The organism is Bradyrhizobium altum, assembly GCF_020889705.1.
Classification (GTDB): Bacteria; Pseudomonadota; Alphaproteobacteria; order Rhizobiales; family Xanthobacteraceae; genus Bradyrhizobium; species Bradyrhizobium altum.
On the sequence record NZ_JACMYP010000242.1, the window covers coordinates 1 to 13352 of the forward strand.

The following is a 13352-nucleotide window of genomic DNA, read 5'->3' on the forward strand; positions in this document are numbered from 1 at the left end:
GTCTTGAGTCACTGATTGATCTGAACGCACCCACACCGGACGAGTGGCGTCACGAGGCGCAATCCGCGCCGGCGCCGCCTGCCAGGGCTCCGTCGGACATCTATGGCAGTCTTCAGTCACTGATAGATCTGAATACGCCCACACCGGGCGAGCTGGGTGACGATGCTCACTCTGCACCCGCACCTAACGCGCAGCCGTTCTACCTTGCGCCTGCGGCGGCCCATCATGAGGCGGCGGATTTGCCCGATCTTGGACCCGTATTCGGCGAGAACTGGCGGCATGGCCCCCAACTGGCGGAGCCCGTCATGATCGACATACTGGAAAACATGCAGCTCTTGCCGACCCGGTACGTCCCAATGACACGCTTTTTCATCAACGGAGAGCGCTACACGGCGGAGTTGTTGCCGGATGGACGAGTTCTTCTCTTCCATCGCCCGTAACGTGGCCGCGGCCCAACAGGGGCAGCATCTCACTTACCGAAAGTAAGATAAGATGTCGGACAAAGTCGGCCACCCGGCTTTTGCTCCCGACCTCACCAATCTAGGCGCCGAAGCGTAACCTCAACAATGGTTGAAGGTTTAATTTTACTGCCGCCGCGACGGCGCGACTTGGACAATTTGGACGTTCGCAATCGTGGTTACGGTGGCTTTCACATCGGCAGGCTCGCTGGGGCGTCCGTCAATCCGAGTGAAAGGGCCATCTGTCTCCGTCGGGTTTCGATCGATCGGCAACTCGGTGCGAGGGCAGGGCCTCGGTCGAACGCTCCCGCAGCACAATTAGCCTTTGATGACGATGTCGTGTAGCCGGCGACTCTGGCGCGTGATGAACGGACGCGCCAAGGCCAGCGTTCATCGATTATCCAAACAGCAGGCGCGAGCGCCTCAGTGCCGTTGTCCGCGGCGCTCGAGGCGCATACTGCCAGGTGGCAGCTATCGCATCATCGCCGGAGCGCTGCTCGGCAAGAAACGGATCGCGCGCGCTTGGAAGACACGGTCCGTGCAACCGACGGGTGCGGAGCCTCCCTCTGGTGTGGATCGGCGGCTATTGCAAGCTTCTGCGGCCCGAGCGTCTTCGATGGGGATATCGAAAATCGCGCCCCTCATCTTCGGCATCCCCCTAAGCACCTCTGCTCCGCGATCGTGGCAGTCGACGCGCGACGACCCTCGTTCGCGCTCCAGAGGATCACGGAGCTTTTCAAATGTCCGATCCGAGCGCGGATCAGCCGTCCCGATACCTGCGCACGCCCGAAGCCGCGCGATTTCTGAGTTTGTCCGGCCGCACGTTGGAGAAACACCGAACGTACGGAACCGGTCCCGAGTATCACAAGATCGGCGGGCGCGTGGTCTACTCAGTAGCTGACCTGACAGCCTGGGCGAAGCTGGGCAAGAAGAAATCGACCTCGGATCCCGGTGTCGGGACCGTACTGCCCGCAAAACGGCGCGCGCCAATTCCCTATGCGGGTAAGGAGCGGCGCTAAGCCATGTCCGTTAGCAAATCCTCAGCCCGCCGCCGCCGCCGCTCCGAGCGCGAGCAGCTTGACCTGTTTCATGCGCTTCCTGGCGATCTCGCGCCGCACGTCGCGCAGGATGTGATGGCCTATCCATTCGTCTCGCTCGCAATGCGCGTCGAGGTCGCGCCGGAACACTGCATGGCGACCATCTGGGATGCAGAGGTCCTGATCTGGGCCGCGTCCCGGCTCGTCGAAGCCCTTGACACCGGTTTGAAAACGTCGCGCCTGATGGCCGCAATGTCTTACGAGATTTTGCCTTTTTTCCGCCTGGGCACGAGAGCGCCTGACTATGATCGGCTGAACGCGGGGCTTGGTAGGGCGCAGTCGCCGACAGTGCAGATCTCGATCCGCCAGCCGATAGAACGGCGGCGGCCTCGCTTCTCCTGGATCAACGAGTGGAAAGAGACGGACCATGCAAACGGGCGTCCATTTGGTCTCGAGCTGATCCCGCCTGACTGGTTCTATAAGGGTGTGGTCGATCACGCGCTCGTGCTGACGATCGATCGTGCTTATTTCAGTCTGGCCGGGGGACTTGAGTGCTGGCTTTACCGGCTGCGTAAGCACGGTGGATGCCACGACGGCGGCCGGAGCTTCAACCTTGTGCACCTCCATGCCAGGTCCCGCGTCCTTTCGCCGCTCAAGGATTTTGCCTACGACGTACGCCAGATCGTCCAACGCCAGACATGGCCCATCTATCAGCTTGCGCTCACGCGCGATCCGAACGGTGCCGAACGGCTGAACTTTGCAGCGAGGCTTGTTAACCCCTTAACCGCGCGGCTGTGCATACGCGGGCTCATTTCCAGCTTCAGAGGACAACCTGTGAATCAGCACGTGCTATCGGGGACCGTAACGCTCGTACCATCGGGGACTCGAGCCTCGTGCCATCAAGTCGACCATGCCTGCAACGAGCATGCCTCATGGGCCAACTCTCTCGCGCACAAAACTCTCCTGCGATGCGATTGTTGTGGCCAATGCATGTGCGCGAAGATCGCGCGCATGATCACGCGATCATCAGCGTCGGCGTCACCGCATCGCTTGCGTCTCTTTTCCTTGCGGCAGCTCGCTCGTCGAGGAGAACTCGTTAATGTCCGTAGTTGGCGCGACGGCCGCACGTTGGAGTCGGCGGCGCTCAATGCGGGCGCCAAGGCAGAAGGTTGCGCCATTGATCCAGATCTTGTGCAGCAGCACGGCGAGCTACGGGCCCCCGAGACGCGGCTCGAAATTGTTGGGAATGGTCGTCAGGATCGTGATTGCCGCCTTGTGCAGCATCGCCCGCGTCAGTTCGTCGCCGCATCTGGTGATGCTCCCGATGCGAGCGGTTTGTCCGGATTGATGGCGCCGTGGCGTCAATCCGAAATGGGTCCGGACATTGGTCGACTTCCTGAATCGTCTCGGATCCAGCGACACGTCGAGCCCTGCATGGAAGTCCATCGTTCGACCTCGTCGCCGACGGCTGGAATGCACGGTGCGCTCCAGCCGCGAATCGTTGCGAGGCCTAGTCGCCACGACGCGTCAGGCAAGGGGGCACGACTCAGTACCGCGGCTAGCCAGAAATCCTTGGGATTTCTTCAAACGGACCAGGCCTCAACTTGCATGGGAGCTGACTGGCAACGTCAGGCCGCCAGGCCTGCTCACCTTCAGAAGTGGCACACGCGCTTCGCTAAGCCCAAAGCATACCGTTTCCGGTTTGAGCGTCAGGGAGCGGCGGCATGAGCGATCTCACGGAAGTGGAAGTTTTGTGGCTCGAGAAGCGTATCGAGAACCGCGTTCGGTTTGGTCGTATTGTCAGGGAACGAAAGCTTGATCGTCACCGGCGTGTCCTATCATTTGCACCAGGCAGCATCTTTGGCTTCGTCCGTTGGACATCCAACGACTTTGGCTCGATCACCTCGCGGATTGACATCTTGCGCGCGGTGGCACCGGGACAGCGCTGCTCGACCGTACCGTATGTGAGGCCCGGCGGAGAGATTGTGCTGCGGCTCTCTGGCTGGCCGAAGGTCGAGCGCGTGTTGCAGATGGTTGATGCCGTCGAGGCGCTTGGAATCGATCCGGCTGACGTCGCTCCCGATCATTGGCATCACGTTCATAACCGTCTGTCCGTCAACGAAAACCCGCGTCCATATACGAAAACACGCCACCAGGCCTGGCTCCATCGTCGGAGAGTGATGCGATGACGAGCCGCCTGATGACGCTGACCACGACGTTTGCGGTGGCGGCCGCGCTCATCGCGACGATCGTCCTGGAGCCGCTTCCACTCTACATTTGGAATGCATCGGCAAGCGTGCCAATCGGTCTCTACAGCCTACGACCGGCGAAGCGCTTCCATGTAACCGAGCTGGTCGCCGTTCAGCCGCCGGAGCCGCTTGCGACCCTCCTCGATTTGAACGGCTATCTGCCGGTCGGCGTCCCCATGCTTAAGCGGGTCTTGGCACTGCCCGGGCAGACGGTCTGTAGAAGCGGGCTCGCGATTTCGGTCGATGATATTGCGGTGGGCGAGGCGAAGGATCGCGACGGACGCGGCCGGCCGCTGCCCAAATGGCAGGGGTGCCGCGTCGTCGGCGACGGCGAGCTCTTTCTCATGAATTGGCAGTCGGACGACTCCATGGACGGCCGATATTTTGGATTCCTTCCGGCGTCGGCGGTGATTGGCCGTGCGCTCCCGGTCTGGACGTGGGAGGAGTGACCGTGCGTGTTCTACGTGTTCACCCCGCCATTCCTCGGTTGGATCGGTTGCGGGACCATTCCTCCGTCCCCGCCAACGCTTGCAAGCCTGACGCGCGCAGCGGTGGTCCATATGACCGGCGCGAAGCGGCTTTACCCTGGACGGGTGCGAACACGACGGGAGACTTGGCTCGGTCATGTATGCCTGTTTGGGTAGTTGTGTCGCTGCTGCTTGCTCTAACCGCATCGGACACTGCCGCTCTGGCCGAAAACGGGTCCGCTTCGCTCCCAGCGATCTATCGAACCACCCACAGGCTTTCGGCCTTCATCGAAGAAGCCTCACAACGTTTTACGATCCCGGCGCAGTGGATATGCTCGGTTTTGAGCATCGAAACTGCTGGAGACATGCATGCCAAGTCGCCCAAGGGCGCAATGGGACTGATGCAGATCATGCCGGCGACTTGGGCGGAACTGCGCCAACGCTATGATCTAGGAAACGATCCATACGATCCGCGTGACAACATTCTGGCCGGCACGGCGTATCTCCGTGAATTGCTCGACCGCTACGGTTCGCGTGGCGCTTTTGCTGCGTACAACGCGGGACCAACTCGCTACGAAGAACATCTCGCGGGAGCCACTTTGCCAGACGAGACGCGAGCATATGTGGCAAAGATTGCAAATTTGCTTAGCATCCAACTGCCGCCGACGTGTACAGCGAGCCGGAGGTCATCAGCAGCTGCGACGCTGTTCGTTGAGCGAGCTGACCTGATGGAAACGCGCGGTAGGCCGACAGCGTTCGTGCTCTCGCGCTACGCAACGGTTGCAATCTCGTCGCGCGATGTTTCGCAGATGGCCCCCAGGCCCACTGGCGTTTTTGTCGCTCGATCGGACTCGAGGGTGTTGCGATGACCAGCAATGGCGTGCTTCAGCGAGCAATCGGTGGAGGAGCGAGAGCAGTGGGCGGGCACGACGTGTGCGTCCGGGGGCTGCACATGACGTCATGTCTTGACGAGTCTAGCGGCCTCGGTCGGCAATGCGTCGACTCGGCGAGCTCCTACTCTGTGCGGGGCTCTGCCATGGCAGCTGTCGCCTTCGCGATCACTGCTTCGGCGCGCTCTATCGCGGCGTGGAATTCCTCGCTCTTCCAAGTATCAACCGAATGGGCGTCATCGTACGACTCGTCTGTGGCGTCTTGCGCGCGTGGCACCAACTCGCGAAGCACCGCAATGGCTTCGGAGAGCAGCTTGGCATTCTACTCATCGCGGGAAGACCGCGTCACCTCTTTAGCCTCACCGCATCGCAATTGTGATCCGTCAGGCAATATCGTTGCAAAAGATGACTATTGCAACTGCCTACGGAATACGACGGCAGAACGGCTCTTCAAATCGGGCTTCGAGAAGCCGGTGCACGGGGATAGCCGCCGTGTGGCCGGATCGGGAGCCTGGTGCAACGACTTGGGTGGTCGTTGCCACACAGGAGAACTCCGATGAAGCTATACGTTGGATTGGACGTCGGTCTGGAAGAAACCAGTCTTTGCATCGTCGATGGCGAGGGTCTCACCGTTCGCGAGGTCAGGGTTATGACCGAGCCAGCGGCGATCCGCTCCGCGGTAGAAGGCTCCGCGGATCGCCTCGAGAGAGTGGGAGTCGAGGCGTCATCGCTTGGCATCTGGCTGTATCGCGAACTGCAGCCAGCGGGGCTCCCGATCATTGTTGTCGAAGCGCGTCACATGCGCGTTTCGCTGTCGACGATGCGCAACAAGACCGACCGGAATGACGCGCCCGGCATCGCGCAGATGATGCGGTTGGGCTGGTATCGCGCCGTGCATATCAAGAACATCGACATGCAGAAGATGCGCACGCTGCTGACCAGCCGGAAGCTGCTCAAGCGCAAGCTGATCGACCTCGAAAACCACATTCGTGGTGCGCTGCGGGCCTATGGGTTGCTCGTTGGAGCCATCGCCCGCGGTGCCTTTGAGGCCCGTGTGCGCGAACTGATCGAGCGCAGCGATCCGGTCTTTGTAATGACCATTGAGGCCATGTTGGATGTACGCCGCGCCACCCTCGAGGGTTACGATCGGCTGCACCGTGTGCTGCTGCAGGTGGTCCAGCATGATGCTGTCTGCCGGCGCCTGTTGACGGTTCCAGGCGTCGGTCCCGTTGCGGCCCTGTCGTTCAAGGTCGGCGTCGATGATCCCCGGCGCTTTGCCGGATCGCGAACGGTAGGCGCGCATTTTGGCTTGGCGCCGAGGCGGCACCAGTCCGGCACGTCGATCGATTACGAAGGGCGCATTAGCAAACAGGGCGACGTCGCCGTGCGCGAGGCGCTTTCCGAGGCGGCTGCAAGCCTGCTGCTGCGGGTCAGGAAATGGTCGGCACTGCGGGCGTGGGGCCTGCGGATCGCCAAACGGTCGAGCATGCTGTGCGCGATCACCGCGGTCGCGCGCAAGCTCGCAAGCATTCTGCACCGGATGTGGGTCAGCGAGACCGATTTCCACGTTGGTTTTGGTGCCAAAGTCACGCAGCGGCTGCGGTTGAAACCTGCACGGTAGCCGCGCTGCAGATGACGACGGATTAGCGTTGGGTTTGCGCTCGGCACGTTGAGGAGGAGCGAAATTGGAGATGCGCGCATGTCCGCTATCTCTTGCCTGCTGCCGCCCTTCGGGGACGAGAGCGCCGGACTGCTTGGACAGCCCTGTTTACGAACCTGATGAAGAGCATGCGACGGCCGAAGTGCTGAAGGCGAAGGAACGCATGGACCCCGCCTGGTGAATGCACGTCGCGTACGCGGCTGCGGTGAAGTGCGCGTTGTTGGTGCAGGAGTCGGTAATGGCTGAAGTTCGAAGAGTCGAAGAAAAGCGTAGGAATGAGTTGACTTTGCCCGCCCGATTAGGACGGCCAGATAAAAGGGGCTCGCCGGTCGAACCGCAAGCCATTGGCATGGCTTGGGTTCTCGCGTGCCGGTCGGTCGGGGCGCGTGCCGCGCCTTGCATTTTGACGAATGCAATCAATAGGGTTTTCGGCACCGTGCGCGCTTTTGATCGTTGGGAGGCGCTGCCGTGAGCGTAGGCGACAGCGACTTGCGTATTCGGCCTGGACGCATCCGCAGCACCCGCGCGCCAAAGCCCAAGAGCTTCATCAACCAGGTGCTGCGGGCGGCGAAGAAAGCCGGACACACAGCGGGTCAGACCGCGGCCGGCAGGCGTTCGGCAGCCTATGGGCGCTCGACGTTTGGCCGCGGGCGCCTCGCCTTTAGCCGTGCCAGATTGTTCGGCCCGACGCGCCGTGTTGTGGTGAAGGCGCGCGTGGTTCGTCATAAAGGGCGAGCCTTCCGTTCAGCGCCACTGACCGCCCACCTCTCATATCTGAAGCGCGACGGCGTGACCCGGAGTGGTGAGCGGGCCGAGATGTTCGATGCTGACAGCAACCGCGCCGATAGCGCTGGTTTCGCCGAACGGTGCCAGGACGACCGGCATCATTTCCGGTTCATCGTCTCGCCGGAGGATGCCGGCGACATGACCGACCTGAAGGCCTTCACCCGCGATCTCGCCAGGCAAATGGAGACCGATCTTGGCACGCGGCTCGACTGGGTGGCCGTCGACCATTGGAATACCGACAACCCACACGTCCATCTTCTCGTTCGGGGAGTAGACGAGGAAGGGGCAGATCTCGTGATCTCCCGCGACTACATCAGCCAAGGCCTTCGCTCCCGCGCCGAGGAACTGGTCGCCATAGAACTAGGTCCAAAACCGGAGCACGAGATCCGCAATTCGCTGGAGAGGGAAGTCACGGCAGATCGATGGACGCGGCTAGATCGGGAGATCCGGCTGGCAGCCGATGAGACCGGCACTGTCGATCTTCGCCCCGAGAACCCGGGCATCTCCGATCCCGAGATCCGGCGCCTGATGGTTGGTCGCCTTCAACACCTGGAGAAGATGGGCCTTGCCGCATCCGCCGCACCAGGAGAATGGATGGTGGGGCTCGAGGCCGAGCGCAGCTTGCGCGACCTCGGCATGCGCGGCGACATCATCAAGACCATGCACCGTGCCTTCACCGAGCGTGGGGAAGCGCGCGGCGTTGCCGACTTCGTCATCGAAGGTGGACGGCCGACGGCACAGATTATCGGGCGGCTGGTCGACCGCGGATTGCATGACGAACTGACCGGCGAGGCCTACGCCTTGATCGACGGAACAGACGGACGCGCTCACCACGTGCGCTTCCGAGGGCTCGAGGCGTTCGAATATGCACCGCCGGTCGGCGGCATCGTCGAAGTCCGGAGTTTCGGTCCACCCGGCGATCCGCGCCCCACCGTGGTACTCGCGACCCGTTCCGATCTCGATCTTGGTGGGCAGGTCACTGCAAAAGGGGCCACCTGGCTCGACCATAGACTGGTTAAACGCGATCCCGTGCCGCTCGCTATGGGCGGATTTGGCCGCGAGACCCGCGACGCCTTGGAAGCCCGAACGGAGCATCTGGTCCAGGAGGGCCTGGCGCGGCGGCAGGGCCAACGCATCATCCTGCAGCGCGACCTCCTGAACACGTTGCGCCGGCGCGAGCTGGACGAGGTGGCGGCAAAGGTCTCGGCCGACACCCGCCTGCCTCATGTGAACGCCGCCTCTGGAGAGCAAGTGGCGGGCACCTATCGCGAGCGGCTGACGCTCACCTCTGGACGTTTCGCCATGATCGATAATGGGCTCGGCTTCCAGCTCGTGCCCTGGTCGCGCGAGCTCGAAAAGAGGCTGGGCCAACACGTCACCGGGGTCGTGAAGGACGGCGGTGGCATCGAGTGGGGTTTTGGTCGGAAGCGCGACCTCGGCCTCTAGCAATCTCTCCAGTTCAGTTGCGGAAGGACGTTCGGGATGTCCGGAACCAAAATCCTCTGGGGTCAGGTGATCGTTGTCGGCCTGATCGTTTTGTTGGCCATTTGGGGAGCAACCGAGTGGACGGCCTGGCGGCTCGCCTGGCAACCGGAGCTTGGGCGGCCCTGGTTCGAACTGTTGGGCTTCAAGATCTATTACCCGCCAGTCTTCTTCTGGTGGTGGTTCGTCTACGACGCCTATGCGCCTCAAATCTTTGTCGAGGGGGCCTTCATCGCGGCGGCGGGGACCTTCGTCTCGATCGCGGTGGCGATCGGCATGTCGGTGTGGCGGGCGCGCGAGGCCAAGAATGTCGAGACCTATGGCTCGGCGCGCTGGGCTGATCTGGAGGAGGTGAGGGCTGCTGGCTTACTCGGTCCGGACGGTGTGGTGCTCGGCAAGCTCGACCGCGACTACCTTCGCCATGACGGACCGGAGCATGTTTTGTGTTTTGCACCGACCCGATCAGGCAAAGGCGTCGGTCTTGTCGTCCCCTCATTGTTGGCTTGGCCCGGCTCGGCCATCGTTCACGACATCAAAGGGGAGAACTGGCAACTGACCGCCGGTTTCCGCTCGTCGCATGGCCGCGTCTTGTTGTTCGACCCGACCAACCCAACGTCCTCAGCCTACAATCCGCTCCTCGAGGTCCGGCGCGGGGAATGGGAGGTGCGCGACGTCCAGAACGTCGCCGACGTCCTGGTCGACCCCGAAGGCTCCCTCGACAAGCGGAATCACTGGGAGAAGACCAGCCATTCGCTCCTGGTCGGCGCGATCCTCCATGTCCTCTATGCCGAGACCGACAAGACCCTAGCTGGCGTGGCGGCATTTCTGTCCGACCCGAAGCGGCCGATCGAGGCGACGTTGAAGGCGATGATGACCACGCCGCACTTTGGCGAGCAGGGTGCTCATCCCGTGGTCGCCTCGACCGCGCGCGAGCTCCTCAATAAATCCGAGAACGAACGCTCCGGCGTCCTGTCCACCGCGATGTCATTCCTCGGACTTTACCGCGATCCGGTCGTGGCCCAGGTGACCCGCCGTTGCGACTGGCGGATCGCCGACCTGATTGCCGATGCCAGCCCCACGACGTTGTACCTCGTGGTGCCGCCCTCAGATATCTCACGGACCAAACCGTTGATCCGCCTGGTGCTGAACCAGATCGGCCGGCGCCTGACCGAGGACTTACACGCCCGCGGTCGCCGGCATCGAGTGCTGATGATGCTCGACGAGTTCCCAGCACTCGGGCGGCTTGATTTCTTCGAGTCCGCGCTGGCCTTCATGGCGGGGTACGGCATCAAGAGTTTCTTGATCGCGCAATCACTCAATCAGATTGAGAAGGCTTACGGTCCCAACAACGCCATTCTCGACAACTGCCACGTCCGCGTCAGCTTCGCGACCAATGACGAACGGACAGCGAAGCGTGTGTCCGACGCGCTCGGTACCGCGACCGAGATGAGGGCGATGAAGAACTATGCCGGTCATAGGTTGAACCCCTGGCTGGGGCACCTGATGGTCTCGCGCCAGGAGACGGCAAGGCCGCTGCTGACCCCGGGTGAAGTCATGCAGCTTCCGCCGATGGACGAGATCGTCATGGTGGCGGGCACGGCGCCGATCCGGGCGAAGAAAGTCCGCTACTACGAGGATCGGCGGTTCACCGAGCGGGTTCTGCCTCCGCCGGATCCGGCGAGGGCCGGCCGATCATCGCGAACGGACGGATGGTCGGCGCTCGGAACGCCGAAGCCGACGGGAGGTCCAACTAGCAAAGCCGCGGAGGCCGAGGAAGACACGGCGAACACCGGCCTTCGTCGCGAGCCCGAACTCCCCGATCACGTCGCGATCGTCAAGGAGACGACCGAGCCGACGCCAGCCGAGGAATTTGCCGCGGTTCTTGACGACGACGAGGATGCTGTCCGCCAGTCTCGGCTCATACGCCAACAGATGCGCGGTGTCGCCCGTCAAGTCGCCATGGACCCAAATGACGGTATGGAGCTCTGAGGCGATATGCGCGACCGGATGAACGTCTATTTCCCGCCAGAGCTTCTGAAACAGATCTCGGAGCTCGCCGATCGCAAGAAGCTTTCCCGGTCCGCGATCGTGGAAGCGGCAGTCGGTTCGTTTCTGTCACCGGACGGCGCGGACAGGCGGGAGGCAGCGTTTACCCGTCGGCTGGATCGACTGTCGCGTCAGATGCAGAGACTGGAGCGCGACGTTGGTTTGACAGCCGAGACCTTGGCCCTCTTCATTCGTTTCTGGCTGACGATCACGCCACCGCTACCCAACGACGCGCAGGCGGCCGCGCAGGCAAAGGGTCGGGAACGATTTGAAGGATTTGTCGAGGCGCTCGGGCGCCGTTTGCAGAAGGGACAAAGCTTTCTGCGCGAGATTCCAGAAGATATCCGCCGTCAGGAACCTGCCGAAGAAACCTGATCGAACCATGTAGAAAGCCCATTTCGCCGGTCCTTCTTTATCTACGCCAGCCTACGACTGCAGCGATTTAGCCGAACTGACGAAAGCTGGACGCGCTATCGGCTCGAGCGAGCTGAGAGCAAAGGGGCCAGCATGCAAATCTCAACAGCATGGCGTCAAGCTGCGCGCGTTTTTCTGCCTTTTGTAGCCGGGTACTATCTCTCTTATCTGTTTCGAACGATCAACGCTCTGATCGCCAGCCATCTCAGCTCGGATACCGGCGTTGGGACTGCCGACCTCGGGTTGCTTACGTCAGTCTATTTTCTTGTTTTTGCAGCAGCTCAGATCCCCGTTGGTATTCTATTGGACCGCTTTGGTCCGCGTCGCGTCCAGAGCGTTCTGCTTTTGCTCGCAGCAGTCGGCGCGGGACTGTTCTCGGTATCGACCGGCTTCCTATCCCTTTTGATTGCACGAGCAATGATCGGGCTTGGGGTGGCGGCGGCGCTCACAGCAGGTCTGAAATCCATCATCCTTTGGTTCCCAAGGGAACGAGTTGCGTTGCTGAATGGCTACATGGTCATGCTGGGATCGCTAGGAGCGGTGACCGCTACGACTCCCGTCGAGCACCTGCTCGCCTGGATGGGCTGGCGGCAGCTCTTTGAGATCCTGGCGGCTGCGACCGGAGCGACGGCTCTTCTCATCTACGTCATGGTGCCCGAACGACGCGATGTCTCGTCAACAGCGCGCGCCACCCTCAGCTCCGTTTTTGGCGATCGGCGCTTTTGGCGAATGGCCCCGTTGTCGGCGACTTGCGTTGGATCGTCCTGGTCCCTGCAGGGATTGTGGGCATCGCCTTGGCTGATAGACGTCGAGGGGCTTGATCGCGCAAGTCTCGTCAGGCAGCTGTTCATAATGTCGATCATGCTTAGCGCCGGTGCCTGGTTGTTCGGTATGACAGTCCATCACATCAAACGAAGGGGAATCGGCGCGGAGGCGATATTAGCGATCGTTGCTGTCTTGTTTATCGTAGCCGAGCTGGCCTTGATCCTGCGAGCGCCTCTGCCGTCCATTTTGCCCTGGTCCGTTGTCGCAATTGCCGGAACGGCGACGGTCGTCAGTTTTGCGGCGATAGCTGATTACTTTCCGCCTGAGCTTGCTGGTCGTGCCAATGGCGCCTTGAACGTCTTGCACTTTGGCTGGGCATTTCTGGCACAATCCGCAACAGGCCTGATCCTGGAGCAATGGCCGACGAACGGTGGCCATAGGTCCGCCTCAGCCTATCAGGTCGCATTCGGTCTCAACATAGCACTGCAGATCACGGCATTGGTGTGGTTCGCGCTGCCTTGGCGCCAATCCGTCGCCTCATGGATACGTTCAATTCCCTTTTTCATGCCTGCAAGTGATTCCGATGCTGTCGAGCCCGTCGGCGTATATGAGAACTCGGTCATACTGGTACCCACGGATGACGATGCGGAGTGGTGAGCGGTCGCTCGCCAAGTACAATACGATTGAGTAGGCCTCAACATCAGTTCTCAGTCTTTCTTTTTCTACGCCAGTCTACGATCACTGAAGCCGCTTGTTGCGCCAAGTCCATAGGTGCCTTTTCTAATCATCCCCACATGAGGACGCTCGTTGGACGTCCTCATTTCGTGGGGGCGAACAGTGGCAATCCATTCCATTCAATCGGAAGCGAGTTCGCGCGGTGCGCGAATGCTGCGCAGCGCGCTTGGGTCGGCGATTGCCGGCTACCTCGAAGACGAGGCGATCATCGAGGTGATGCTCAACCCAGATGGGCGGCTGTGGATCGACCGGTTGTCGAATGGCCTGATCGACACAGGCGAAACTCTGTCGGCTGCGGATGGCGAGCGCATTGTTCGCCTGGTAGCGCATCACGTCGGTGCCGAGGTGCATGCCGGCTCGCCA

General features: G+C 61.5%; 11 protein-coding genes and 3 pseudogenes. 12 read left to right on the plus strand and 2 right to left on the minus strand.

Annotation, left to right across the window (positions count from 1 at the left end; all coding sequences use genetic code 11):
• The 3 genes and pseudogenes from H8B02_RS37410 to H8B02_RS37420 form a co-directional block, all read left to right on the plus strand.
• A pseudogene (locus tag H8B02_RS37410) lies at nucleotides 1-440 on the plus strand (hypothetical protein); the annotation flags it as partial.
• A 758-nt stretch (nucleotides 441-1198) separates the two neighbouring features.
• Nucleotides 1199-1477 (plus strand): helix-turn-helix transcriptional regulator, encoded by a 279-nt coding sequence (locus H8B02_RS37415; protein WP_229170794.1) that lies wholly within the window; start codon nucleotides 1199-1201, stop codon nucleotides 1475-1477.
• A 3-nt stretch (nucleotides 1478-1480) separates the two neighbouring features.
• Nucleotides 1481-2333: pseudogene (locus tag H8B02_RS37420) on the plus strand (replication initiator protein A).
• 200 nt (nucleotides 2334-2533) lie between these two features.
• On the opposite strand, the gene H8B02_RS48670 reads toward H8B02_RS37420, so the two are convergent.
• Together H8B02_RS48670 and H8B02_RS48675 are read right to left on the minus strand one after the other, a co-directional pair.
• A complete protein-coding gene (locus H8B02_RS48670) occupies nucleotides 2534-2698 on the minus strand; it encodes a hypothetical protein (protein WP_312001509.1) in 165 nt (54 codons plus the stop codon).
• A gap of 6 nt (nucleotides 2699-2704) precedes the next feature.
• Complete coding sequence (locus H8B02_RS48675; protein ID WP_312001510.1) at nucleotides 2705-2941, minus strand: transposase; 237 nt, start codon at nucleotides 2939-2941, stop codon at nucleotides 2705-2707.
• A gap of 278 nt (nucleotides 2942-3219) precedes the next feature.
• Between H8B02_RS48675 and H8B02_RS37425 the strand changes: the two genes are divergently transcribed.
• From H8B02_RS37425 to H8B02_RS37465, 9 genes and pseudogenes are all read left to right on the plus strand, one after another.
• The gene (locus H8B02_RS37425; protein WP_229170795.1) at nucleotides 3220-3684 is read left to right on the plus strand and encodes a DUF2840 domain-containing protein; all 465 of its coding nucleotides are present in this window, start codon (nucleotides 3220-3222) and stop codon (nucleotides 3682-3684) included.
• Nucleotides 3681-4193: a S26 family signal peptidase gene (locus H8B02_RS37430; RefSeq protein WP_229170796.1), complete on the plus strand. Its 513-nt coding sequence runs from the start codon at nucleotides 3681-3683 to the stop codon at nucleotides 4191-4193. The genes H8B02_RS37425 and H8B02_RS37430 overlap by 4 nt, the downstream gene beginning before the upstream one ends.
• A gap of 197 nt (nucleotides 4194-4390) precedes the next feature.
• Nucleotides 4391-5080 carry a lytic transglycosylase domain-containing protein gene (locus H8B02_RS37435; protein ID WP_229170797.1) on the plus strand — a complete coding sequence of 230 codons (690 nt, stop codon included), beginning with the start codon at nucleotides 4391-4393 and terminating at the stop codon, nucleotides 5078-5080.
• A 577-nt stretch (nucleotides 5081-5657) separates the two neighbouring features.
• Nucleotides 5658-6722, plus strand: a complete 1065-nt coding sequence (locus H8B02_RS37440; RefSeq protein WP_229170798.1) for an IS110 family RNA-guided transposase — start codon at nucleotides 5658-5660, stop codon at nucleotides 6720-6722.
• A gap of 507 nt (nucleotides 6723-7229) precedes the next feature.
• A complete protein-coding gene (locus H8B02_RS37445) occupies nucleotides 7230-8993 on the plus strand; it encodes a DUF3363 domain-containing protein (RefSeq protein WP_229170799.1) in 1764 nt (587 codons plus the stop codon).
• A gap of 36 nt (nucleotides 8994-9029) precedes the next feature.
• Nucleotides 9030-11018 carry a conjugal transfer protein TraG gene (locus H8B02_RS37450; RefSeq protein ID WP_229170800.1) on the plus strand — a complete coding sequence of 663 codons (1989 nt, stop codon included), beginning with the start codon at nucleotides 9030-9032 and terminating at the stop codon, nucleotides 11016-11018.
• A gap of 6 nt (nucleotides 11019-11024) precedes the next feature.
• Nucleotides 11025-11450, plus strand: coding sequence for a ribbon-helix-helix domain-containing protein (locus H8B02_RS37455; protein WP_229170801.1), 426 nt, complete (start codon nucleotides 11025-11027; stop codon nucleotides 11448-11450).
• Nucleotides 11451-11582: 132 nt separating this feature from the next.
• A complete protein-coding gene (locus tag H8B02_RS37460; RefSeq protein ID WP_229170802.1) occupies nucleotides 11583-12911 on the plus strand; it encodes an MFS transporter in 1329 nt (442 codons plus the stop codon).
• 180 nt (nucleotides 12912-13091) lie between these two features.
• A pseudogene (locus H8B02_RS37465) lies at nucleotides 13092-13352 on the plus strand (P-type conjugative transfer ATPase TrbB); the annotation flags it as partial.